This is a genomic window from Peribacillus faecalis (genome assembly GCF_014712675.1).
GTDB lineage: Bacteria > Bacillota > Bacilli > Bacillales > DSM-1321 > Bacillus_AD > Bacillus_AD faecalis.
In genome coordinates this window covers 1-26,052 of the sequence record NZ_JACXSI010000016.1, presented here as the reverse complement: position 1 = coordinate 26,052, position 26,052 = coordinate 1, and the positions used below count along the sequence as shown (strand labels likewise).

Below are 26,052 nucleotides of genomic sequence, written 5' to 3'. Positions count from 1 at the left end.
GGAGAATATGGACGTAACGATTAAAGACGTAGCCAAGGAGGCGAAAGTTGCTGCATCAACTGTCTCCAGAGTAATTAAGGACAGCCCTAATATAAGTGAAGAGACAAAAAGACGTGTAAGAGAAGTAATGAACCGGTTAGGCTATTATCCTAACTTTCAGGCACAAAGTTTAGCGGGAAAAAACACAAGGGCTATTGGGGTTATTTTGCCGAACGCAGCTTTTCATTCTTTTCAAAATCCATTCTTTTCTGATGTTTTACTGGGCATATCAATGAGCGCCAATAAGCATAAGTACGGAATTTATTTATCTACGAGCGCTAGCGAAGAAAGCATTTATGAAGAAGTAGTAAGAATGGTACAAGGAAAGCGGGTCGATGGTATTTTGCTCTTATATTCCCGTAAAAATGACAAGCTATTAACATACTTAAATAAAGTAAATATCCCATTTACTGTAGTCGGTAGACCGTATGAAAAGGAACAGCAAATTACATACGTTGATAATGACAACATTCAAACGTCTATTGATATAACGAATTATTTAATAAAAGCGGGACACAGAAGTATTGCGTTTATCGGGGGAAATCAGCAATTTGTCGTAACAGCCGATCGTTTAAAAGGCTATAAGAAAGCGATAGAGAAGGCCGGCATTCCATATGATGAAAGATTTGTGGTCAACGAGCAGTCGGTGAAGGAAGAAGGCAGGGCAATCATTGAGAAGCTAATAGCACTAGATAATGCTCCGACAGCAATTATCACGCAAGATGACTTAATTGCTTTTCAAATCATCAGTCATCTTGAATCTTTGGATATGAGTGTACCTGATGATATATCAATCATTTCATTTAATAATTATTTCGTTTCAGAACATTCGCGTCCGCCTTTGACTTCCGTAGATATCGGCATTAATCAGCTAGGCTTTGAAGCAACAGATTCATTAATTGAGCTCATTGAAACACCATCGATTTTGCCGAAAAGAATAACGATTCCGGCAAGATTGGTTGAGAGGGAGTCAGTGAAGGTTATTTCTGTAGAATGTAAGAGGGAAGAGGTTTAATGAAAGCAATAATGAAAACCGCTGTCAAAATAGGCAGCGGTTTTCTTATATATTATTTATTTAATACTGTTTCTTTAACTTTAAGATCAAAACGATCAGCGTTCATTACTTTTACCCATGCATTGATGAAATCTTTAACGAATTTTTCTTTATTATCGTCTTGAGCGTAAACTTCTGAAAGTGCTCGTAGTTCTGAATTAGAACCGAAGATTAGGTCAACACGTGTTGCTGTATGAACAACTTCACCTGTTTTACGATTGCGACCTTCAAATACATTTCCATCTGCAGCTTTCCACGCAATGTTCATATCTACAAGGTTAGTGAAGAAATCATTTGATAATGTACCTACATTTTCAGTGAAAACGCCATGGTTTGTACCGCCATAGTTAGTTCCCAATACACGCATACCACCGACTAATACTGTCATTTCTGGTGCTGTTAAGTTTAATAGATTTGCTTTATCAATTAGAAGTTCTTCAGCCGTTACACTAAATTCTTGTTTTTGATAGTTACGGAAACCATCAGCAACCGGTTCTAGAACTTTAAAGCTTTCTGCGTCTGTTTGATCTTCTGTAGCGTCTCCACGCCCTGAAGCGAAAGGAACTGTCACATCAAAACCAGCGTTTTTCGCTGCTTTTTCGATTGCTGCACTACCGCCAAGAACAATTAAATCCGCAATACTTACTTTTTTATCTAATGAAGCTTGTAATTCTTCTAATGTATTTAACACTTTTGCAAGTTGTTCCGGTTGGTTAACTTCCCAGTCTTTTTGAGGAGCAAGACGAATACGTGCACCGTTTGCTCCGCCGCGATTATCTGTACCACGGAAAGTGCTTGCAGAAGCCCATGCAGTTGTCACTAATTCACCAATTGTTAGACCGGAATTTAAAAGCTTTTCTTTCAAATCAGAAATTTCCGCTTCTGTTAATTCATAATCTACTTTTGATACTGGATCTTGCCAGATTAATTCTTCTTGTGGAACTTCAGGTCCTAAATAACGGTCAACCGGACCCATGTCACGGTGAAGAAGTTTGAACCAAGCGCGTGCAAAAGCATCTGCAAACTCTTCTGGATTTTCATAGAATCTGCGAGAAATTTTCTCATAAATAGGATCCATGCGCAATGCCATATCAGCTGTAGTCATCATTGTTTTCACACGTTTAGAAGCATCTTCTGCATCCGGTGCCATATGTTCTTCTGTTTGGCCAACTGCTGTCCATTGATATGCTCCAGCAGGGCTCTTTGTTAATTCCCATTCATATTCGAATAATTGTTCAAAGAATCCATTATCCCATTGAGTAGGGTTAGAAGTCCAAGCACCTTCAATACCACTTGTAATTGTGTCACTGCCTTTTCCGCTGCCGTAAGAACTGATCCAGCCTAGTCCTTGTGCTTCTAAAGGTGCAGCTTCAGTGTCTGGCCCTACAAGCGCAGCATCTCCGGCACCGTGAGCTTTACCAAATGTATGTCCGCCGGCAACAAGTGCAACGGTTTCTTCATCATTCATACCCATACGTGCGAACGTTTCGCGAATATCACGACCACTTGCAACAGGATCTGGCTTACCGTTTGGACCTTCCGGGTTAACATAGATAAGTCCCATTTGCACAGCAGCAAGAGGATTATCTAACTCGCGATCTCCTGAATAACGGTTGTCACCAAGCATTTCTTTTTCAACACCCCAATAAATATCTTCTTCAGGGTGCCATATATCTTCACGGCCACCGCCGAAACCAAATGTTTTACCGCCCATTGATTCAATGGCAACATTACCTGCTAGAAGCATTAAATCGGCCCAAGAAATTTTATTTCCATACTTTTGTTTAATTGGCCAAAGCAGGCGACGTGCTTTATCTAAGTTAGCATTATCAGCCCAGCTATTTAATGGAGCAAAGCGTTGTGAACCTGTACCGCCGCCCCCGCGACCATCACCTATACGGTATGTACCTGCTGAGTGCCATGCCATTCGGATCATTAATCCACCGTAATGACCATAATCAGCTGGCCACCAATCTTGGCTATCTGTCATTAATTGACGAATATCTTCTTTTAATGCATAGTAATCTAGTTTTTGGAACTCTTCAGCATAATTGAAATCTTCTCCCATTGGATTCGATTTCTTATCATGTTGACGAAGAATACTTAAGTTTAATTGATTTGGCCACCAATCTTTGTTCGTTGTAGCCTCTGATTGTTGTTTAGTGATACTGCCGTGAGGGAAAGGACATTTGCCTCCGCCTGAATTTGAAAAAATTTCACTCATAAAAACTCCCCTTTTCCATAAATTAATTTAATAGTAACTACTTACTAATAAATTTTAAATTATAATAATTATTATATAATGCTTATAATAAATTTCAAGCAAAAAGAATAGTTTAATTTTAATTTTTGAAATTCGTTCACAATTCATACGCTAAAAACCGTGTAATACTAAGGTTTTAGGTGTGTTATGTAGTATTCGGTATCGGTGTTTATAATATCATTTCAGAAAAATATATTGATAAAATTACTCTATAAATGAAAATAAAAGAGGGGATCTGTTATCAATAAAGTCAGTATTTGATAATATATATAAAATTATCTATTGTTTATCAATGGGAAGAAGGCAAGATAAGAGGGAACTGATTAACTGATTGAAACATGGCTTAAACAAGAGCAAATGCTGCAGTAAGATGCTTTTTGGCCTCTATATATTAATAAGCACAAGAACATTAGAAGCGTTTGTCGATGGGTAATCACTTGTTACGATTTTAATAAACATAAAATTATTATGGTTAACTAGTAAATTGTATTAAAGCATCAAGATATTAATTCACTTATAGAGCAACAGAGAAGAAGCAACAAAGCATAGCCAGAACGACTCGGCAATGGTAACGTTCAGTCATTCTGATTATGCTTTGTGATATCTTTCCTATTGCTTACATATCAAATGTCAACTGTTAAACAGAAGATTCTTTCAGCCAGTTTTCAATAAAAGGATGGATTTCATTTATCGCTTTTCGGCCAGTTACAACGGACACGTGACCGGTATCTACATAATGCAGTATCTTGTTTTTACTGGAAACTTTATCATTCAGCGGCTCTATTTGCTGCGGTTGAACAATATTGTCACGTGTTGCAACAATATTTAATATGTTTGCTTTAATTTTTGAAAGTTCCACTTTGTAGCCTCTCATATAGAGCTCATCATTGATCAGTTTGTTTTCTTGATAAAATTCACCAATCCATTGTCTGTAAGATTCACCAGGGAAGGGAATACCATCATTCAGCCATTTTTGCATGAGCTTCCAATTTAAAACGAATTCCTTATTTTCCACTCGATCAGCAAGGCTGATATATGGTCCGACAAAATTTCCGATTGGATTTAGCAGTTTATTGCCATAATCAATCAGTTCAAATGGTACATTACCAAATGTGTCCACTAGCCTATCTAAATTAAAGTATCGCTTATCCAACCAATTTGTATAATGTCCGGCATCTTTAAAATCAAACGGACTTGTCATAAAAATTATATTTCGAATCGGTAAGTGGGGGTGTAGTGCAGCGAAACAAGCTGTCATTGTTCCACCCATACAATAACCAAGAAGAGAAATCTCTTTTGCCCCCGAAGTCCGAAGAACCCTTTTCACAGCAAGGGGAATATAATCCAAAATATAATCTTCCAGTTTCATATGACGGTCTTCATGACCAGCAGTACCCCAATCTAACAAATAAACATCATGCCCCTTATTAGTTAAATGCTCAATTAAACTGTTGCCAGGATAAAGGTCCAATATATATGGTTTATTAATAAGTGCATAAATCATTAGGAGCGGGACTTTATTTGTTTTCTTTATAGCAGGCTGGTAACGGTATAGTTTTGTTTTGTTTTTTGTCCAAATAACTTCTTTAGGTGTTTGACCAACTTGAGGTTCAGGCTCCCTTGTAATAACTTCTGTTATACGTTTGAAACGATCAAAACTTTTTTGAGAATCTCCTTGTATTTGTGTATACCAATCTTCTAACTGTTGCCCACCAAGATTTATCATGTAATCCCTCCTAAGTAGAGTTATCCTATAAAAAGAGCTTCTCTAGGGAAGCCCTTATCATTTTTTACATATACAATCCGCCGTTTACATTAATTTCTTGACCGGTAATATAGTCTGAGTCTATGAGGAATAGAACCGCTTTAGCAACCTCTTCAGAATGCCCTAAGCGTTTCATTGGAACTTTAGCAATAATCGTTTCTTTCACGTTATCCGGCATCGCTGCAACCATTTCTGTCTCAATGAAACCAGGGCAGATCGCATTAACAGTAATACCATTCTTTGCAGTCTCTAGCGCTAATGATTTTGTAAAGCCAAGTAAACCAGCTTTGGAAGCTGAATAATTTGTTTGACCGAACCCGCCAGATTGACCAATAATCGAACTAATATTGATAATCCGACCATATTTATTTTCGAGCATATGATTAATTACTTCAGAAGTTGTTTTAAAAACACTATTTAAATTGACATTTATAACTTCTTCCCATTCTTGAATGGACATCTTTCGAAAGGTTTTATCTCTAGTGATTCCAGCATTATTGATGAGAATATCAATTTGTCCATAACGTTTTACAACTTCCTCAATAAATTTTTGGATATTGCCTGCCGCCATTACATCTGCCTTGTATGCAAATGCCGTGCCGCCTTCTTGTTCTATTTCGTTAACAATGGCATTGGCTCTTTCTGAACTGCTTTGGTAGTTAATCGCTACTTGCGCACCATTTCTTGCTAATACTTTAGCAATCTCTGCACCGATCCCACGTGACCCTCCTGTAACAATTGCTACTTTTCCTTCAAGAGGCTTTACATAATCCACTTTATCTACAACATTTGTTTGCCAATGTACCATAATTGAAATCACTCCTAATTCGTCTGATTCGTTAATGTTTTTAAAAAAAGTATTAAGCTCAGGCTCCCTTGTTGCAGTTATCAACACGATGATTTACTTCACCTGTTTATCTTGTTTATTCGGTGGTGCTACCTGTTTATCTTGTTTAATGGGTTGTGCTTCTAACTGTTTCTCTTGTTTATTCAGTGCTGCAATAGCTTCTAAAACCTTGTCGAATTTCTTCTCCAAGCTTCCAACAGTACGTTTTAATTGATTGATTTCTTTTGTCAGTGCTTCACTATTTTCATAGAGTTGATTATCAATACTATCGACTTTATCTTCAAGATTGATAACAAGCGAGGCAACATTTGCAATTTCATCCCGACTTGGGATATTTGCTTGCTTCAAATATACTTCTGTAAAGTTGTTGAACATTTCTTGATAATGCAAATAGTTAGACTGTACTTGGCCTAAGCCTTCAGAGAAAGATTCTTTTCCCAGCGTATCTTGGATAGCGGAGTGCCAAGCTTTTTCAGTGCGCTCATACATATCCTTCCACATTGTAAAAGGTTCAAATGGTATTTTTTGAGTCAACGAATTTCACCTCCTTAAAAATGTCCACATAAAATCAGTACTTTTAATATGTACTTAATCTCATGCAATTGAATAATAATTCGTTATGAATAAATTTAACATAACTACCTGAATTTGACAAATATAACATTTAGGTGTAATTTACATATATAGATATTTTTACATTAGGCAGGTGGTTATTGATGGACCAGAAACCAGAAGAAACAAAAGTAGACAAAACCACAAAATTGGCGACACCTAAAAATTTCCTTATACCAATCATGTTGTTGCATTTACGTGAATGGAGCAGCCATGGTTATGAATTAATGGAAAAGATTACGGAGTTTGGGGTTGAATCGGTAGATCAAGGGAATTTTTATCGTCTGCTGCGACAACTCGAAAAAGATGCGTTAGTTACTTCTGAGTGGAATGTTTCATCAGGTGGCCCTGCCAAACGCATTTATTCAATCACGGAGGCTGGTGAACGATATTTGGAAACTTGGGCGGGTTCACTAAGCTATTATCAAAAAATGTTGGATCAATTTTTTAATTTGTATAATCCTTTTTTCACTCCTTACAGAGCGTCTACTCAAAGTAAGAATGAAGAAGACTGACATCAGATGAAATGCAAAAATTGCATTCATTATACATTTCAAAATTAAATAAAAGGAGGCGTTATTAATGCCAGCAGTAAAAGAAAAACAAATTTCAAACCAATTTGAGATGATTTGGGACGTTTGGTTAAATAACCTTAAAACTGCTCAAAACTTCCAAGATGACGTGCAACAGAAAGCACTTCAAGCATTCTCATATCAAAAGGAACTACTCGATTTCTCAGTAAAGACTTTGAACACATTAGAAGAAGAATCAAACAAAGTTTCAAAAGATTGGAATGAGAAGGTGCAAAACAGTGTAAAACAAACCGGTAAAAAGGAAGATGTGCAATTTTCCAAATGGTTAAACAGCATTCAAGATGTTACAGAAAGTGTCAATTTAATTTCATTGAAACCGAGCCGCGTTTTGTTAGATGTATGGATTGAATCACAAAGTCAATTAGAAGCGAATATAAAAAAGACTTTGGACATCCAAAAGCAAGAACGGGCTAAAAACCTGGAGAAAATTGAAGAACTGATCGAACAAACGAAAGCGACTCAGAAAGAAATTTTTAATCCAAGCAAGGCTTAAACTCGCAGAAGAACCCCATTCAAAAGAATGAATTAGGAGGTTTTTAATAGTGCCAAGCTACGAAGAGATTAAGATAGGCGACAAGGCTAGTTTTACGAAAACAATTTCTGAATCCGATGTCTATCAATTTGCAGGAATAACAGGTGACTTTAATCCGGTCCATATCAATTCTGAACATGCTAACCAAACTATCTTTAAAGAACGAATTGCACATGGAATGCTTACAGCTGGATTCATATCAGGAGTTCTTGGAATGAAGCTTCCAGGGACTGGTACAATCTATTTGTCACAAAAAGTGGATTTTAAAGCACCTGTAAAAATTGGCGATACTGTAACTGTTGAAGTGGAAGTCTTAGAGAAGAAAGATCGAAAGAAAATAATCCGTCTTCGAACAATAGCCAAAAATCAATTGGATGAACTTGTCGTAGATGGTGAAGCAGTTGTTATGAAATGATGGAACAAAAAAGGAGGCGATTGTGTCGTTATAAGCGGCATAATCGTCTTTTTGCTGTAAGACTTCATTTTGCATTCAACTGATAATTTTATATATACATAAAATTATTATGGTTAACTAAATAGAATGAGTAATATTCGAGATTGACTCGCAGAATAAAGGATTATTTGTCTAAATATGGAATTAATTATATAGATGCAATATTGAATCTTTAAAACAGACTATACAGTATATATATCAATAAGACTCAAAAGCGGGGGATGAGTATTGTCAAAAAACCTTAAGTTATTGATACTAATCTTAAGTATTGTCATTATAAATGTGATTGTTTTGTCCCCAGGTTTATTAGGGATCAAATTGTCAGGAGGAAGCGCCATTCAAACAGCTACAGCTGCAGCCGTTTTGACCGCCACAGTTCTTGCTCTCCTTTACGGCATTTACCAGTTTTACTTCCAACCGCCAGTCACTATTCCTGCAAAAGACTTAAAAACACCGGAAGATTACATCCGTGCTTTAACTCCTTATAAGAACATTCAAGGTTTGCAAAATGAAATTGCCTTCTCAATTGAACAAATACAAAGAATAAAATCGAAAAAAGCCTCTTTATGGAACGTGTTAAATCAACGTTTTGATTCAAGTGAAATTAGTTACAAAAAATTCACTTCTGTCATTATTCAAGTAGAGCAGCTATTTTATCTTAACTTGAGCAATATTTTAAACAAGGTCCATGTATTTGATGAAATCGAGTATAAAAGGGTTATAGAAAGAGATACATCGAGATTTAGCGAAAAAATCCTTTCTGAAAAAGCGGAACTATATAATGAATATACGAATTTCATCAATAACGCCTTAAATATGAACGAAGAAATCTTGTTAGATTTAGATAAGCTGCTGTTAGAAATAACGAAATTGAACAGTTTTGAAATAGACGATATCGACAATATGCCCTGCATGAAAGAAATTGAGAATTTAATTTTGAATACTAAACTATATAAACAGTAAAGGAGAGAAATATGAAGAAGAAAAATAAGTTTTTGCTTGTCTCATGTTCCATCATCATAGCAGTGTTTGTACTTGTATATTTAGGCATTTCTTTGACGGAGAACATCGGAAAATCAGACATAGAAATTACAGCGGAAGAAGCGGGTGATCGTCTGACCAAGTTGTATTCAAAAGTTAAGGTAAGGACTGCGGAACCGATGAAGGGGCAAATTGACCTTGATCCTGTAGACATTTCAGAAGAGTTGCCGGATATATCAAAATTTGAAATATCAGTTGACCATACAACTGATTCTTATGTAGAGATATTCTCTTCTATTGAAAAAGCAGGCAAAGATACGGAAGGGTGGCTTAATGAAGTTGCTGAAGAATTTAATAAAGCCAAAATAACGGTAGACGGAAAAACAGCCTCCGTGCAGATTCGCAATATCGCTTCAGGAACGGCAACAGATTTTATTAAATCAGGAAAGTATATACCAGAAGCTTTTACACCTTCAAATGAATTTTGGGGCGAAATGGTCAGGGACAGCGGAGTCGATGTTGAACTGATTACTGAGCGGCTTGTCGGGAATGTTCCAGGCATCGTATTGACGAGAGCAAAACATAATGAGCTTGTAGAGCAATACGGTTCCGTTAACGCAAAAACAGTCATTGAAGCGATGACAAATAATGAGTTGGCAATGGGCTATACAGATCCATTTGCAAGTTCAACAGGGCTTAATTTCCTAATTACCTCTCTTTACACCTTCGACAGCTCCGATCTATTAAGCGAGCAAGCTATTAAAGGATTTGAAAGCTTCCAAAGCAATGTGCCATTTCTGGCCTCGACAACAATCCAAATGCGTGAAGCAGCTAAATCTGGCAGATTGGATGGCTTTGTATTGGAATACCAGACCTACGTCAATTCACCAGATTTAAAAGACAGCTATGTATTTACGCCGTTTGGCTTTCGCCACGACAGTCCTTTATATGCGCTCGGAGACTTACCTGCTGAAAAAGTCAATATTTTGAAGCGGTTTGCCGAATTTGTGAGCGAAGAAAAGTACCAAACACTCGGGAAAAAATACGGCTTTAACAATCTGGAAAACTATACATCTGAAATTGAAATGATTAACGGAAGCACTTTATCAGCGGCTCAAAAGCTTTGGAAAGAAAAGAAAAGCGGCGGCAAGCCGATTGCTGCTGTTTTCGTAGCAGATGTATCAGGAAGCATGGATGGTGAACCAATTTCCCGTCTGAAGGAATCATTAATTAAAGGGCAAAAATATCTAGGCACAGAGAACAGCATTGGACTGGTAACTTATTCAGACGATGTGACTATTAATTTGCCAATCGATAAATATGATACAAACCAGCAATCATTATTTGTTGGCGCCGTAGAAAGTCTTCAAGCTAATGGAGGAACAGCTACTTATGACGGCATTACAGTCGCTATGAAGATGCTTATGGATGAATTAGAAGAGAATCCGGATATACGGCCGCTAATATTTGTTCTAAGTGACGGCGAAACAAACAAAGGACACTCTTTAAAGGATATAAGAGGGTTAATTGAAACATATAAAATACCAATTTACACAATCGGCTATAACGCAAATATAGAGGCTTTAGAAAGCATTTCAAGTATAAATGAAGCGGCAAACATTAACGCTGACACAGATGATGTAATCTATAAGATTAAAAGCTTATTCAATGTTCAAATGTAAATGAGGAGGAATACGATGACTTTTTCGATGCAAGTAGTCAATGAAGAAGAAGTAAAGGCTGCGATAGAAGAGGAAATAAAACCAGTTCCAGCGGAGATTGCTAAGCTTAAAGAAACTGCAGATAACAATGTCGCAAAAATTATGTCGTTAAATGCTGATTCACTAGGAGAAAGAAAAGAAATTTTACAATCGATTGAGTCATTTGGTATGCAAACATTAAAAACTTCTTCGCAAAAAAATAGCTTGCTTCAAGTTACTGTCGGCAACTTATCTAAAACAGGAGATGAAGGCGGTCAAGTAGCGAAAGATTTGGGCGAGCTTCAATTGACATTAAAAGATTTGGATCCAAGTGCGATAGACTTTGCTAAGAAGGGCTTTCTCGGCAAATTATTCAACCCGATACGCAGCTACTTTCAAAAATATGAGAAAGCGGATGAAGTCATATCGGATATTGTCGCTTCACTTGATAAAGGGAAAGCCACTTTAAAGAACGACAATACAACGCTTGAAATTGAACAACAAGCACTTCGCTTACTTACGAAAACGCTAGAAAAGGAAATAAAACTAGGAACTTTAATGGATGAAACAATCGAGTCTCAAATAAATCATGCGAAAGCAAATAATGAAGATCCTGAGAAAATCCGTTTCATTACAGAAGAAATTTTATTTCCCCTGCGGCAAAGAGTAATGGATTTGCAGCAAATGCTTGTCGTCAATCAACAAGGCATCATGGCTTTTGAAGTAGTTATCCGAAACAATAAGGAATTAATCAGAGGTGTCGACCGGGCTAAAACAGTAACGATCTCAGCCTTAAAAATTGCGGTAACAGTCGCGAGTGCCCTTTATAACCAGAAAATCGTCTTAGAAAAGATTGAAGCTTTAAACAAAACGACAAATGCGATTATAGCCGGCACATCGAAAATGCTAAAAGAGCAAGGTGTAGCTATCCAAAAACAAGCGATGGAAACGACAATTTCTGTAGATACGTTAAAAGAAGCTTTCACAGATGTCTTATCCGCCTTAGACTCGATCAGCAGCTATAAGCAGGAAGCACTGCCAAAAATGCGCCAAACTATTGAGCAGTTTAAAGAATTAGCCGAGACAGGAGAACAGCAAATTCAACGGTTAGAGAAAGGTGCAAAGATTGATTTCTAATAAGCTAGAAGATAGGCATATTTCTTTAGAAACTTTATAAAACTCATTAAAATGGATATATTTCGAAATGCCTGTTCCTGCTGTATTATTTAATACGATATATGATAAACATCAGTTTTACTGGTGTTTTTTTGTTTATTTAAATGAAATTAATACCGCGAAAAGGGATAACAAGACTTCTATTTTCATTGAATTTCTACATAGACATTATGAGTCTTATCGGAATTTTATTTAAAAAGCGGGTAAGTTAGCTTTTTAAGACCCAGAACACGTGTTATGTGGTCGTTATAAGCTTAGAGAATAAAGCCTATAAGGATAGCTTTTTAAAGCGGCTAATCAAGGAGAAACATCCTATTACGCATTAACATATATCTATGAGTTATTGTAAGAAGCGGCTGGTTATAATAAATAGTAGACATAATATAATTATAGTAAATTATATTATATTATTGATCATAAAAAGAACACTCGTTCTATGTGACGGAATATGAGATATTTAAATTATTATAAAGCAAAGGGGGAGGCCTTTGAAGCTGTACCAATAATGTAAGCACCTTACCAATAAATTATTCAGAATCCGTTTTTAGCAAAGACAAACTAGTTTTTTAGTAGTTTGATTGCTCGAAGTCAAATATTAATTTGACAGAATCTTTTATAAATAGTAAAATCGTAATCAATTATTCATTACATTTAATTCTCTAAAAATAGAATACTTTAGCATAAGGTTAATAGCTATTGATTGGCTAAATGAAAAAGTAAATCTATTACAAAGATAATAATGTTACTCTTTCTTATTCAGGAAGAAAAATTACATATATTGGTAGACAGTTAAAAGGCCAAGATTGGCAAGTTAAAAGTAAACCGACAATTTTCTAAGTTTAATGGAAACAACCATTATGCTTAAAAGTTGTCGGTTTTTTTATTGGATTAAAACAGAAAGGAATGGAGCGAAATGAAGGAAATGGTTCAAAGTTATCTAGTTAAAATCGCGATTACTACTAAACAACATTGGGAGGAAGGAACATGTTAACTTTTTTACCAGTAATATTTTTGGGATTACTATTCCTATCTGTATTTAGTAGTCTGCTTTTGTTATATTCAAAAGTTTCACTGTCATTCATTCAATTTCACGTTGGTGTCACATTACTTGCACCGATTGTTGCTCTAGTTGCCCTTGTTACGAACAATGAGATAATCATCTTTGGTCCATGGCGATTTGATTCCTTATCATGGCTACTTGCTCTATTTGTTCTAACAATTGGATTTATCGTACAGCGTTATTCTGTTCGTTACTTACTGGGTAATCATTCTTATCGAAAATATTTTGCTTTACTGACCATCACGACTTCTGCAGATGCATGTGTTTGGTTGAGTAATGATCTTCGTCTTCTTCTTGCTTGCTGGGGATTAACTCTATTGGGGTTAACCTTACTATTAAGATTGAACAAAGGGTGGGTGGTTGCTAGAAAAGCTGCCAAGCAATCTGGTCGCCTCTTTGCTCTTGGTTGGCTTTTCCTGTTGGGAGCTTTGATCTGGTTAACCCAATCGACAGGACATTGGCAGTTATCAACTGTTTTAACTGAAAGTAGCCTAGCACAGTTAGATTCATGGGAGAAGACATGTATTAATCTTCTGCTCATTTTAGCTGTCATCATTCCAGCGGCACAATGGCCATTCCAACGATGGCTATTAAATTCAGTAGTGGCTCCAACTCCTATTTCTGCAGTAATGCATGCGGGGTTAGTAAATGCAGGAGGTATTATCTTAACTCGTTTTTCACCAATTTTCAGTGGGGATATTGCTCAAATTATTTTACTTCTATTTGCTAGTGTATCCGTAATGATTGGTACTGGAATTATGCTAGTCCATGTTGATTATAAAAGACAGCTTGTCGGATCAACAATTGCTCAAATGGGGTTCATGCTCATTCAATGTGCATTAGGTGCTTATTTAGCAGCCATCATTCATGCAATCTTACATGGACTTTTTAAATCAACGCTTTTCTTACAGTCCGGATCTGTATTACATCATTCCGTTGAGAAAGCTTCTAAGAAAAATAAGTCAACGTCGAATATATGGTCCATTACGGGTGGAATTCTCGGTCTCCTAGTAGTAATTAGCCTGTGGATGTCTTCAAATCTAGAAGGTTATCAATTGATTAGCGCTCTTATCTTAGGGTGGTCAGTTTCAATTGCCTGGACACAATTAGTTGTTTTAGGTAATGGACGTATTGGTCGCATAGCAGGAATTGTATTGTTTTTGGGAGCTTCAATCATATACCACTTCGTACATGATGCATTTTATCATATGTTACAAGAGATAATCCCAAAAGAAGGTCAAACACCGGGACTAGCTGCCGCATTAATACTAATCATCCTATTAGGTGGAAGTGTTATAGTCATATGGCTGGCCCGTCATCGTTCTTCATCAATCTATGTTCGTCTTTATTTATGGCTTGTAAGATTAGGCGAGCCCCAAAATAATTTGGTTGAAAGTCATCCTAAATATTTAACGAATCAATTTGTTAGAGGAGGTCATTTACGATGAAAATGCTACACGAAAGAACATTGCCTATAGAGAAGAAAACAGATATCCTTGAGGTGGATATTCATGATTTAGTCAAATGTGCTAGTAATATCATTGTACCACTTGGACCAGTTGATACATTTGCTGCACTTAATCCATGGGTAGGCTTGGAGGAAAAATCCTTTGAAGAAACGGCACGAAAACTTAAAAATACTTGTGAAGTAGATATTTATCCTAATCATTCCATATTTCAGACTGCTTTAGATCGAGGGGATATTCGTCAGGACTTTATAGAACAGGGAATTCAAGAGTGGTTAAATTCACAATCATTTGAGTTACCACGTGAAATCGTAGAGCAATTCTGCCGGGTTGCTATTTTTAAAGATCATGACTATCCGCACAATATAGAACAACTTGAGTTGAAAAATGTGGCAAAACAACTAAACAAGTATACAACACTAACGCCAAAAACACACTCGACAAAAACCTATAGTCAACGTTTGGAACGACAGGAAGTTATAAATGTAGCCCAACAATTAAATAATCATATGATTAAGTGGTGTAAATTGTTTTTGGATAAGTCTCAAGCGGTTTGGTCAATGCCAATTCGAGAAGAAGGTTTTTATCAAGCTTGGAGAAAACTTGTACAGCATGACCCAACACTTAGTCGTAAAAAGCGTAAAACATTAAGTAATTTACCTATTGATGCTGAGGGTGCCTTAAAGGAAGCTTTAATTGAACTAGGGATTTCTTTCCCTAAGATTCAAGACTATCTAGAAGCACATCTCCTTTGCTTACCTGGCTGGGCGGGAATGATGCTTTGGAGATCACAACGTTCAACAGAAGAAGCAAACCTACTTCTTGACTATTTAGCTGTGCGTATTTCAATGGAATGTGCTCTAGTAAGATCTTATCTTCCATTGCATGAAAATAGAAATGAAAATATGAATTTGGAACCTATTATTGCAGCTTGGGCAGAATGGGGGGATTTTCCTATCAATGCTTGGTTAAAGCTATCTTCCACAGAAATGAAAATGCGTATGGATCTTGCCTATCGTTTTGACACTATTTTACGCAAACGGCTATTGCTTGAAGCATGGGAAAAAACATATGAAGATGAACTGAAGAAAATCATTATCTCTCAACAACAAAAAGTATCTGTACAAAATATAAATCCAACCCTTGCTCAATTTGTGTTTTGTATAGATGTACGTTCAGAACCTTTTCGTCGCAAGCTCGAAAAAGCGGGACATTTTGAAACCTTTGGAACAGCTGGATTTTTCGGTCTGCCGATTGAAACTTGTGAACTTGGTAGTAACCACACGCATAATTCTTTACCGGTAATGTTTAAACCACAATACAAAATAAATGAGATTTCACATGAATCTAATTCTTTTGAGCAACGAAATCAGGTCGTCAATTCGATTGGTTCTACATTTAAATCGATGAAACATAATTTATTTTCTAGCTTAGTGCTTCCTGAAATTAGTGGACCATGGCTTAGTTTACAAACTCTGGCTCGAAGCTTTATGCCTCGAAGTGCAAGCAGAACATTAAGTAAAATGCTCGAAACGTGGAGTCAAAAACCAGCTACAGAACTTTCACTTGATCAGGAACGTTTATCCGATGAAGATTTACCAATCGGTTTTACTATAGAAGAAAAAGTCCACTATGCACGTCAGGCACTTAAAATGATGGGACTGACAAATCAATTTGCACCACTAGTGGTCATCTGTGGACACGGAAGTCATAGCTCGAACAATCCATACAATTCTGCACTCGATTGTGGTGCATGTGGGGGGAAATCGAGTGGATTCAATGCGCGGGTGCTTGCGACTTTATGTAATCTTCCGAATGTAAGGGAGCACCTCGAAGCTGAAGGGTTTGTAATTCCGAAAGATACCGTTTTTGTAGCTGCTGAACATATTACCACACTGAATGAATTGAGTTGGCTTTATGTTCCGGAACTATCAGAGAAAGCGAAGGAAGCATTTAACCAGGTTCAAGAAGTGTTGCCAAAAGTGAGTGAAGAAGTCAATGATGAACGAATTCCGCAGTTACCAAATTTTAAAAAGCATATTAAAAATACAAAAGTTGAAGCACAGCGTCTTGCAGAAGATTGGAGTGAGGTGCGTCCTGAATGGGGGTTAGCTCGTAATGCAGCATTTATCATTGGAGGACGTCATCTGACTCAGGATTGTAATTTGGATGGACGAGTTTTTCTTAACAATTATAACTGGACAAAGGATAAGGATGGTGCGATTCTAGCTAACATTATTGCTGGCCCAGCAACGGTAACACAATGGATTAACCTGCAATATTATGCATCTACTGTTGCTCCTCATTATTATGGCAGTGGGAATAAAACCACTCAAACAATAACAGCAGGCCATGGAATCATGCAAGGGAATGCCAGTGATTTATTAACTGGACTTCCTTTCCAATCTGTGATGAAATCAGATGTAGAGGCATATCATGAGCCACTACGTTTGTTAGTGGTCATCCAAGCACCAACGAGTTATGTCAAACGGGTGCTGGACCAAAATCAAGTATTTAATCAAAAAGTGAAAAATGGTTGGATCCGGCTAGCATCAATTGACACAGAAGGAAGCTGGGTGAGTTGGTCTTAACGAATAGAAGTTGAATTTTCAATAATGAAAATTTCAGACTAAAAAAGGCCAATTATGAATGTAACATAAAAAAAGGAAAAGGAATCGGTATGGATAAAACAAAAGGAACACTTGAAGCAGAAATTAGTAAAGCCTTAACACATTGGGAAAAAAGTTACCTAGGACGAGGCTCAGTGTCTGTTAAATCGGATATTTTACGGGATATGATTATCGTTAATCTCCAAGGTATACTAACTGCTGCAGAATATGCGGTATGTCAGGATAAAGATGGATTGTTATCCGTAAAAGAACATCGAAACACTTTAGTTGAATCTGGTTTAGATGAATTAAAAGAAATTATCCGCTCCATAACAGGAGATGAAATAGTTAGTTTTCACACCGATTTGAGTACACAAACTGGAGAACGGGTGATTATCTTTAAGCTTTCTAGTGATCTCCAAAGTAAACTGTAAATGGATAGTACAAAAAGTCTTAATTCTTCAGCTTTTACGGGGAATTAAGACTTTTTTATTAAAAACGACCCAAAATTATAAAGAAGCTGGAAATAGAATGTTCCTAAGTATAGATATTATAGGCACTTTAGGGAGTACCACCAGTACTGACGAAAAATAATCCTAGTTTACATAATATATATTATAGGAAGCAATTAATCGGAGGGATTTTCCAGTCTCAATCTCAAAGTATACTATAGATAGTGAGACGGAATCGAAAAAATTATAAGAATCCTGACAAATCACTTAGTTTAAATTTACTGCGTGCTTAACACTTAATTTGGATTTCAATCTACAGCAATAAATTTTCAATTAATCATTTTGTAATCTCAGCTATTGATTAGTTTCAATTATCTGCTGAAATCTTAAAGATATCTGAATGGCTTTTGCCAGCTTGTGTATCTTAATTTTAGCTAATTAACCTTGATTATTTGTCTCATAGCATTATTCCTAATAATCCTGATATACACAAATATATCTTTATAATTACTGTTAATTCCTAGGCGATTCTGATAAATTCATTCAATATTATCAAATTAACTTACTGGTAATAATCAAAATTTATGTTTTTCTTCAATTCTTGCTATTGTTCGTGTTATTAAGAAATCAATGTGTATTCCGTCGGTGGAGAAAGTTCATTTTACCTCTTAAATAACGAACGATAATTATAATATTTGTTAATTTGTTCGTTTTTATTTCTAAAAAGACATATAAATTCATCTATTCTAAACTGTTTTATTAAAGTATTTTCTTGAAATTTACATTACATTCATAATGATGTTTTTTATTAACATAGAACAAATGTTTGGTTTTTATACAAAAAAAGAGAGCCTCCCTCCTTCCCCACTGTTCATTGTCAATACTTACTAATCAGCCACTGTAACTTTATAAGTAGAGATTGCTGTTTGATTACTTTTCTTATTGGATAATTGGGCGTTTATTCCTTTATAGATTTCCTCCCGCTTTGTACTTCTATTTATGAATGCATTTGCACCAATTAACGTTTGATCTGCGATTTCAATTCCGTCTCTTAACGTGGCGTTTACCCCGATAAAACAATTGTCTCCTATAACGACGTTCCCGCTTACTACAACATGTGATGTGATGAAGTTGTTGTTTCCTATTTTGGAATGATGGCCGATATGATTGCCGCTCCACAATGTGTTATTATCACCGATTTCCACAAATGGCTGGATCGTGTTGTCTTCGAGTATGAAATTATGTTCTCCGACTTTTACGTTACCGAAAATAGTCGCTTTTGAGCTGATGTAGCTTGCTAATTTGTATCCTTTATCTTTTATTTCCTTTATCTTAGCCGCTCTAATTTCATTCATTTTTGCATAGCTTAGCGCAGCAAACATGTATACTTCGTCTGGTGAATGATAGTTCTCTATTTCTTCAAAGTCATGTACAGATAATCCGCAAAACTGCTCGCTCGTTTTATAAGCTGAGTCTACTGTAAAACCGACTACCTCAAACTCCGAGTCATTTGTAAAGTAATAGTGTGCTAATTGCCCAGTTTGATTAGTGCCGAATATGATGACTTTTTTGCTCAACTTTCCTCACCGCTTTCTAAAATGTTAAATTGATGCTAATGACAATTGCGGTTGTTTAATAACGTCGATTAAGTATTTTCCGTAATCTGTTTTCATAAAAGGCCGTGCTAAGTCTAATAATTGTTCGCTTGAAATGTAACCTCTTCGATAGGCGATTTCTTCGATACATGCGACATAAAGTCCTTGTCGTTTTTGAATAGCTTCTACGAAATTACAAGCATCAAGCAACGATTCATGAGTCCCGGTATCTAGCCATGCTAAGCCTCTGCCTAATAATTCAACTTTTAATTCTCCCGCTTGTAGATAGTGCTCAATAATTGATGTGATTTCAACTTCGCCGCGCCCCGATGGCTTAACTGATTTTGCGATGTTGATGACTTTATTATCGAAGAAATATAGTCCTGGTACTGCAAGGTCTGATTTTGGATATTTCGGTTTTTCTTCAATGGAAATTGGTCTTCGCTCGTCATCGATCTCAATAACGCCGTATGCGCTTGGGTCTTTGACATAACAAGCAAAAACTATTCCTCCTGATTGTAATTTAGCTGCATTTTGTACCCGGTTGCCAAAATCTGATCCGTAAAAGATGTTATCTCCTAAAACAAGAGCAACCGATGAATTTCCGATAAATTCTTCTCCTATTACGAATGCATCAGCGACACCTTTTGGCTCTTCTTGTATCGCATAATCAATGTTTAATCCTAAATGAGTGCCATCTTGCAATAAATCTTCAAATAATGCAATATCCTTTGGAGTAGAAATGATTAAAATCTCTGACGAATTAATGCTTGGGAAAAACCTCCATCAATCAAAGCATTAGAAACAGCGACCAGCAATAAAGCGATCGCGATTAAACCGAAATCTTCCGGTAACAAAAGCCGTGCTAAAATGACTGTTGTCAAAAATTGAATGCCTCTGCCAGAAAACAAATCGATAAAGCTCCATAACATCCCATTGATCGTTTTCTGCTTTAGATCCTTTACCTCATCCATTTCATCCCTCTCGATCAATTTTGCCTACGTAGTCTATTCCTTTTTTGTTTATAGACGAATTGAAATTTCCATCTCTCAATGAACGGCAGTTCTCTTGCATTCTTATATATTTTAGGGAATAAACCGTAAGCTAATAAAATGAGTTTTGTGAATAGAGGTTTATCAGCAAAATAACTGTTTAAAATAGTAAAATCTTTTTTCATCAAAGACTGGTAAGCTTTTTTATAATCGATGGCCTCTTGAATAAGTGTTGTATATTGATAATCGGAATAGTAATCAAATCCATTTAATATTGATATATCCCTTTTGATATTCTCAATGATTTTTTGCCTATAATTACTTCCTCGCCATAAGTTCTCTGTCCAAGAACCTTGTGTCCCGGTCCTATAAACTGCCATCGGTTCATCTTTAAAATAAATATAACCTTTATGAGCCAAAATCATCGTTAGCGGATAATCCCCAACCGACGAGTTCAAAAAGAATTCCGGTAAATCGTCTAACAGTCTTTTCGGAAACAAAAAAGAAGGGGTTGCTAAAAATCCCCCGCTGTTCCGTAAAACATCTTCTATTGAAAAGATTTGATCTTGTGTGGCAGGTCTTACATACTTACCTGAATTTTTACTCTCCCTAATGATGGATGCTGTATGAGCATAAAGAGCACAATTTTCATTCGCTTCCATATAATCTAGCTGTTTCTGCAGCTTATATGGATCAATCCAATAATCATCTCCTTCACATATAGCAATATATTTCCCTTGTGCTTGATTCAATGTTCGAAATAAGTTATTCATCATCCCGACATTTTTTTCAGAAGTAATGAGTTTAATCTTATCGGATACTAATTGATATTCTTCAATGATTTTTCGAGTTCCATCTGTGCTACAGTCCTCACCAATTATTATTTCAAAGCCAAAATTCGTCTTTTGCATCAGAAAACTTTCGATTGCCTGTGCGATATAGTTCTCGTGGTTATATGTGATACAAACTATGCTGACTAACAGTTTCGACAAACCTCCCCAAGTTATTGATGACTTATTAATAACAATTCTTTTTCAAACCTTTGTACAAAAGCGGATGTTTTAGATTGATGGTCGATTTTCGTTGAATTAGCCATTACAGTCTCAATAGCAAGCGGCAAATCACTTATGTCATCGACACATATGACCTTCCCGCTTTTTTCGACAAACTTACAAAATTCGACTTGATGGTCATCGACATGTTCTTTATACCGATTCTGTCTTGGCACTGCAATGACTTGTTTTCCTAATAGCCAGGCAGGAAACATACTGCCCGGACCGCCATGACTGATTATTACCTCTGCCTCGTTATAAAAAGAGTTCATTTGACTGGCAGAATACATTGCTTCTGAAGTTACGTTTTCTAAATCTAGTTTTGAAAAACCTTTTTGTACAACAATTTGCTCCTTAGCCAATTGCTTTTCTGCCGCATAATGATTGATTGCTCCCAATAAGCGATCAAAAGGCTGCTCATGTGTACCGACCGTTACAAAAATCATCACTTAAATGATCTCTCCCAGCAGTTTTGATTTCTTATAATATTTTCTTTGTTCTTCCCACTGAATGACAAATAAATCAGTGAAATAATAAACGACTTTTCCGGTTATCGTCGGTCTGTTTATTCGATCATACACTTCGATATAGACAGTTTTTTTCCTCATTAATTTGCCAAGTATAAAAAAAGGAATAGCGACCGCTGCTCCTGTAGAAACAATAACATCAGGCTTTTCTTTTAATAAAAGTTTAATCGCCAAAAAGGAGTTGCGGATAAGATTGACGATATTTCTATTTGTCGGGTAATAGCACCAATAAGTCCGTTCGGATGCTAAACTTGAAATCGCATCTTCCTTTTCAAATGTTACCCAAAATCGATCATGCTTTTCATACCAGCTTCTTAATAAAAGTAAATGCGTTAAATGGCCGCCGCTAGATGTCGGAAAGCATATTTTCATTTGAATGGCTCCAATTCCGTTTATTCAATACAACGCCCGCTACACTGAAATAAAACACCAACAACCAATTGCTTCCGTCTAAATCTTCAAAAATAAGCATGAACGTCATAGCAAGGAACATACACGAAAAAAGAGTAAGACGATCACTTTGAATAGATTTACTTTGTTTATAGATTTTATAATTCAAGCATAGAACTAGCGCTGTGCCGATTATAAAACCTATTATGCCAGTCTTATAAAAAAAACCTACGTATGTAGAATGGGATCCAAATGGTATTAAATCATATGGAGATAAATCTTTAATGCCCATTCCAATTAAAGGTGATTCTGCGAAGGCTTTTTTAATGCTCGTGCTATAAATATTTCCTCTTGTCGCATTACTTCCTTCCCTGGCAGATGCATATTGGCCAAACATATCAATTAAATAGCTGTCTAAATAGTTGATGGTAATCAAACATATGGAGGTTAAAGCTAACAGTCCGATAAATAATTTAGCTTTTGACGCAGCAAAACGAATTAATAAAAATAAAAAAATGCCCGCTAAGATGGCCAATAGTCCGCTTCGGGATAAGGAAGCATATACAACAATAAGGATTAATCCTATAAAACCCATTATTCTTACTCGATTGTTCTTAAAGTTGTTCATTGTAAATGGGAGGAAAATCATAAACAAGAGCGGAATTAAGTTGGGATATTCTAAAAATGCTTGAAATCTATGTTGTTCACCGCCGCTAAACCATGAGTTGAAAAATAAAAAATTGCCAAAAAACATAAATTCTTTCATTCCAATCAATTGCAGCATCTGCATAAAGGCATATAAGCCAAATAAAACTAGAATGTTATAAAAGACAATCTTCCTGATCTTTACTAAGCATAACGGATTATTCAGAAATACTTGGAAATAAAGAAAAGCAACGATCCATGTCAGCAATGTGTTCAAACTGGCAAGCAATCTATCCGAATCGTGAACAGTACTAAAGGCGTTAACCATAAACGAAATGGCATAAATGATTATATAAGCTAATATCAAAGATGAAATAATGTTTGTTTGATTGATTTTTTTATGAATGAATAGAAGAAGTATGGCTATTAAAAAGAATAGTTGCAGAATTTTGGGGAGAATTGCTATAATCCAGAAGAAATAAAATGGAGTGAGTAAAAATCTATCTGCTTTAAGAAAGTTTTCGTTAGTTATGGGTTTCACCTTCTTGCATAAACGAATAAATTAATAAGCGCCCTTTGTATTAAGTAACACAAAAATAGTTTTAATGATTATTTTTATATCAAGCCAAAGGGTTCGAGTACTGATATATTTAAGATCAAGCTCCAGCATTTGGTCAAAGTCCAGATTACTTCTTCCGCTGATTTGCCATAAGCCGGTACATCCCGGAATAATCAATAGCCTCTGCTTTTCATATTCTGTATATTTTTCAACTTCCCTAGGCAATGGCGGCCTTGGTCCAACAAAACTCATGTGTCCCAGAAGGATATTAATGAGCTGAGGCAGTTCATCAATGCTGGTTCTTCTAATAAACTTCCCTACCTTTGTAATTCGCGGATCTTCTTTTATTTTGAACATCGCTCCTTTTACTTCATTTTTATGCAACAGTTCTGTTAACCTATCCTCAGCATCTACCACCATGGACCGGAATTTATATATTTTAAAGCACTTTCCGTTTTTTCCGACTCGTAATTGACTGAAAATAACCGGATCTTTCAAAGATTCTAATTTAATACAGATTGCTATTAACAAAAATAATGGGAACAAAATAATCATACCTGCTAAAGAACCAATAATATCGATTGTTCTTTTTGCCACCACATATTTCTTGTTGGTTTTAAGCTCTACCTTAGATAGTAAAATATTGTGCACATAGTGGTTTTCTATAATCGACTTCAAAAATGCGCCTCCAATCTAAATAGACCAGCATTTTTTTATTGGTTTATATTCATTCCGAATTCTCTTTTTCCCTCCCAGTTACAATGATATCTTCATTTCATAATTAGGCATCTAACCTGCCCTCACATCATACCAGCGACAACAAACGTGTCTAAGGAATACATTCCCACAGCATGACCGAGTGCTCCATGGATAACGGACAAGGAAGCCTCCCCGTAAGTACTTAAACTTAATTAATATGCATAATAGGAATGATGCTTTTTCATTTTTTTATTATTCAAAACCGCGCCCAAAAATTTCCCCGAAGCATTTTGAAGCAAATTCGTAGCCTTCTTTAAATCATTAATTTCCGTTTTGCCGCTTGATATGACTATTATAGATGCATCGCATATATTCGCTAATATTTGAGCATCGGTAACAGTCAAAATTGGAGGAGTATCAAAGATTAAAATGTCGTATTCGTAATATAGTTCCTTCATTAATTGTTTCATCGCTTCAGAAGCTAGTAATTCTGACGGGTTCGGGGGAATTGGTCCGCTCGTCAACACATCTAAATTATCAATATCCGTCGATTTGACTGCTTCGTTTATTGGAGAGCTTTTTATTAAGATATTGGTTAGACCTATTACGTTCATAAAATTAAATGTATAATGGACAGTCGGCTTTCTTAAATCTGTATCAATCAATAGAACTTTTTTTCCTTGTTGAGCAAAAACAATCGCTATATTAGCTGCCGTTGTTGATTTCCCTTCTCCAGGAAGTGAAGAAGTAACCAATATTGAATGAACATTGAGATCCGGAGTGGAGAACTGTATATTGGTTCGAATGGTACGGTACTGTTCGGAGATAAGTGATTTAGCAGGAAGACTCGTTATTAATTTTCTTTTTTGTGTTATTAAAGTATTCTTTTTGCTCATTTAAAGTCCCGTCCTTAGTTTCACTTGATTTTCCACACTCTTTTGCCGCTGTTTCACTTCGGACTTCCCTATTGATGCAACTACACCTAATATAGGGATATCCAAATGTTTCTCCACATCTTGTTCCGTTTTTGCCGTATTATCAAAAAACTCAATCAATAATGAAGCGGCGACTCCTAACATAATCCCAACAATAACTGCTAATGAAAAATATAGTTTTGGCTGAGGCTGTATTGGAACTGGTGTATCTTTTAAAAAGGCTTTTGCTAAAATCGTTACATTATCTACGTTCATGATCGCTGAGATCTCCCTTTGGAAAACCTCTGCTGTTTTGTTGGCTATATTAACTGCCAATGCAGGATCATTGTCTTTTACAAAGATTGTTACTACTTGAGAGTTTTGTTCACTTTCTACTGTGATTTTTTCATTTAGCTCTTCAGTTGAAATCTTGAGCTGCAATTCTTCTCTCACTAAATCGAGGATAGCTGGGCTTTTTATAATGACGTTATATGTATTGATTAATTGCAGATTGGTTTGAATGTCGCTGTAATTAAACTGAATTTCTTGGTTTCTAGTTTGATTCACCAATAGCTGTGTAGAGCTTTGATAAACCGGCTTTAAAATAAAAAAAGTAACTATTCCGCAACATATAATAGAAAGCAATGTAAGGCTAAAGATAATCCAAAATCGTTTCTTTAAAATCAGTAATAAATCTTTTAACGTAACTGTTTCTCCCATCTCAACCTCCAACGTCTATGTTCTAAAAGGAATCCATGAAAAAGGTATTATAAATATATAGCGAACAGTCCCAAAAAGTGACCAAACAAAAAAATATAAAACCTTCGTGTTCCTATAGGGACTTGCCTTATAAACAAATAAATCTCGGTCTTCACATAAAACAAAAGAGCAGAAACAAACTTCCTGTTATAAAAAGAGGGAATCGAGTAGGAGGGGGTGATTAACCCCCGACCTCTCACACCACTGTACGTACGGTTCCGTATACGGCGGTTCAATTAAGATAATTGACGCAAGTATTCATAACGAGCTTGTAGACTTTTGAGCCCTTGAAGATTCCAGTAGGTTTTATCAAGGGC

Annotated in this window: 23 protein-coding genes and 1 pseudogene; 10 read left to right on the top strand and 14 right to left on the bottom strand. The window is 36.1% G+C overall.

The annotated features are described in order from the left end of the window. The first annotated feature begins 7 nt into the window (after positions 1–7). Positions 8–1,054: a LacI family DNA-binding transcriptional regulator gene (locus IEO70_RS08005; RefSeq protein WP_190997852.1), complete on the top strand. Its 1,047-nt coding sequence runs from the start codon at positions 8–10 to the stop codon at positions 1,052–1,054. A 52-nt stretch (positions 1,055–1,106) separates the two neighbouring features. Here the strand turns inward: IEO70_RS08005 and katG are convergent, their stop codons facing one another. From katG to IEO70_RS07985, 4 genes are all read right to left on the bottom strand, one after another. Next, positions 1,107–3,317, bottom strand: coding sequence for a catalase/peroxidase HPI (gene katG / locus IEO70_RS08000; protein WP_190997851.1), 2,211 nt, complete (start codon positions 3,315–3,317; stop codon positions 1,107–1,109). A 676-nt stretch (positions 3,318–3,993) separates the two neighbouring features. Then, entirely contained in the window at positions 3,994–5,082 is a 1,089-nt protein-coding gene (gene phaC, locus IEO70_RS07995) for a class III poly(R)-hydroxyalkanoic acid synthase subunit PhaC (protein WP_190997850.1), read from the bottom strand. A gap of 64 nt (positions 5,083–5,146) precedes the next feature. Next, the gene (gene fabG, locus IEO70_RS07990; protein WP_190997849.1) at positions 5,147–5,929 is read right to left on the bottom strand and encodes a 3-oxoacyl-[acyl-carrier-protein] reductase; all 783 of its coding nucleotides are present in this window, start codon (positions 5,927–5,929) and stop codon (positions 5,147–5,149) included. A 93-nt stretch (positions 5,930–6,022) separates the two neighbouring features. Further along, positions 6,023–6,502, bottom strand: coding sequence for a polyhydroxyalkanoate biosynthesis repressor PhaR (locus IEO70_RS07985; RefSeq protein ID WP_190997848.1), 480 nt, complete (start codon positions 6,500–6,502; stop codon positions 6,023–6,025). A gap of 182 nt (positions 6,503–6,684) precedes the next feature. On the opposite strand from IEO70_RS07985, the gene phaQ reads away from it, so the two are divergent. The 9 genes from phaQ to IEO70_RS07940 all read left to right on the top strand — a co-directional run bounded on the left by phaQ (position 6,685) and on the right by IEO70_RS07940 (position 17,585). Beyond that, complete coding sequence (phaQ, locus tag IEO70_RS07980; RefSeq protein WP_190997847.1) at positions 6,685–7,095, top strand: poly-beta-hydroxybutyrate-responsive repressor; 411 nt, start codon at positions 6,685–6,687, stop codon at positions 7,093–7,095. Between the two features lie 67 nt (positions 7,096–7,162). Next, positions 7,163–7,666, top strand: a complete 504-nt coding sequence (locus tag IEO70_RS07975) for a hypothetical protein (protein ID WP_190997846.1) — start codon at positions 7,163–7,165, stop codon at positions 7,664–7,666. Between the two features lie 49 nt (positions 7,667–7,715). Then, complete coding sequence (locus IEO70_RS07970; protein ID WP_190997845.1) at positions 7,716–8,120, top strand: MaoC family dehydratase; 405 nt, start codon at positions 7,716–7,718, stop codon at positions 8,118–8,120. Between the two features lie 267 nt (positions 8,121–8,387). Next, the gene (locus tag IEO70_RS07965) at positions 8,388–9,122 is read left to right on the top strand and encodes a hypothetical protein (protein WP_190997844.1); all 735 of its coding nucleotides are present in this window, start codon (positions 8,388–8,390) and stop codon (positions 9,120–9,122) included. Positions 9,123–9,133: 11 nt separating this feature from the next. Beyond that, complete coding sequence (locus IEO70_RS07960) at positions 9,134–10,822, top strand: vWA domain-containing protein (RefSeq protein WP_190997843.1); 1,689 nt, start codon at positions 9,134–9,136, stop codon at positions 10,820–10,822. 15 nt (positions 10,823–10,837) lie between these two features. Next, positions 10,838–11,977 (top strand): toxic anion resistance protein, encoded by a 1,140-nt coding sequence (locus IEO70_RS07955; RefSeq protein WP_190997842.1) that lies wholly within the window; start codon positions 10,838–10,840, stop codon positions 11,975–11,977. 1,023 nt (positions 11,978–13,000) lie between these two features. Further along, the gene (locus IEO70_RS07950) at positions 13,001–14,524 is read left to right on the top strand and encodes an NADH dehydrogenase subunit 5 (protein ID WP_190997841.1); all 1,524 of its coding nucleotides are present in this window, start codon (positions 13,001–13,003) and stop codon (positions 14,522–14,524) included. Then, entirely contained in the window at positions 14,521–17,133 is a 2,613-nt protein-coding gene (locus IEO70_RS07945) for a DUF2309 domain-containing protein (RefSeq protein ID WP_190997840.1), read from the top strand. The genes IEO70_RS07950 and IEO70_RS07945 overlap by 4 nt, the downstream gene beginning before the upstream one ends. A gap of 89 nt (positions 17,134–17,222) precedes the next feature. Beyond that, on the top strand, positions 17,223–17,585 hold the full coding sequence (locus IEO70_RS07940) for a DUF2294 domain-containing protein (RefSeq protein ID WP_190997839.1): 363 nt from the start codon (positions 17,223–17,225) through the stop codon (positions 17,583–17,585). 905 nt (positions 17,586–18,490) lie between these two features. On the opposite strand, the gene IEO70_RS07935 is transcribed toward IEO70_RS07940, so the two are convergent. From IEO70_RS07935 to IEO70_RS07890, 10 genes and pseudogenes are all read right to left on the bottom strand, one after another. Beyond that, a complete protein-coding gene (locus tag IEO70_RS07935; RefSeq protein ID WP_190997838.1) occupies positions 18,491–19,180 on the bottom strand; it encodes an acetyltransferase in 690 nt (229 codons plus the stop codon). Between the two features lie 24 nt (positions 19,181–19,204). After that, positions 19,205–19,954 (bottom strand): annotated as a pseudogene (locus IEO70_RS07930) (sugar nucleotidyltransferase); the annotation flags it as partial. Continuing rightward, on the bottom strand, positions 19,945–20,130 hold the full coding sequence (locus IEO70_RS07925) for an oligosaccharide flippase family protein (RefSeq protein ID WP_235973549.1): 186 nt from the start codon (positions 20,128–20,130) through the stop codon (positions 19,945–19,947). The gene IEO70_RS07925 and the pseudogene IEO70_RS07930, both read right to left, overlap by 10 nt. A gap of 56 nt (positions 20,131–20,186) precedes the next feature. Beyond that, positions 20,187–21,182: a glycosyltransferase family 2 protein gene (locus IEO70_RS07920; protein ID WP_190997836.1), complete on the bottom strand. Its 996-nt coding sequence runs from the start codon at positions 21,180–21,182 to the stop codon at positions 20,187–20,189. 11 nt (positions 21,183–21,193) lie between these two features. Continuing rightward, positions 21,194–21,688, bottom strand: coding sequence for a glycosyltransferase (locus tag IEO70_RS07915; protein WP_235973548.1), 495 nt, complete (start codon positions 21,686–21,688; stop codon positions 21,194–21,196). A gap of 3 nt (positions 21,689–21,691) precedes the next feature. Beyond that, positions 21,692–22,141: a PssD/Cps14F family polysaccharide biosynthesis glycosyltransferase gene (gene pssD, locus IEO70_RS07910; protein ID WP_190997834.1), complete on the bottom strand. Its 450-nt coding sequence runs from the start codon at positions 22,139–22,141 to the stop codon at positions 21,692–21,694. Next, complete coding sequence (locus IEO70_RS20350; RefSeq protein WP_190997833.1) at positions 22,116–23,345, bottom strand: O-antigen ligase family protein; 1,230 nt, start codon at positions 23,343–23,345, stop codon at positions 22,116–22,118. The genes pssD and IEO70_RS20350 overlap by 26 nt, the downstream gene beginning before the upstream one ends. A 21-nt stretch (positions 23,346–23,366) precedes the next feature. Further along, positions 23,367–24,041 (bottom strand): sugar transferase, encoded by a 675-nt coding sequence (locus tag IEO70_RS07900; RefSeq protein WP_235973543.1) that lies wholly within the window; start codon positions 24,039–24,041, stop codon positions 23,367–23,369. A gap of 233 nt (positions 24,042–24,274) precedes the next feature. Further along, complete coding sequence (locus IEO70_RS07895; RefSeq protein WP_190997832.1) at positions 24,275–24,958, bottom strand: CpsD/CapB family tyrosine-protein kinase; 684 nt, start codon at positions 24,956–24,958, stop codon at positions 24,275–24,277. After that, positions 24,959–25,696 carry a YveK family protein gene (locus IEO70_RS07890; protein WP_190997831.1) on the bottom strand — a complete coding sequence of 246 codons (738 nt, stop codon included), beginning with the start codon at positions 25,694–25,696 and terminating at the stop codon, positions 24,959–24,961. Positions 25,697–26,052: the final 356 nt, after the last annotated feature.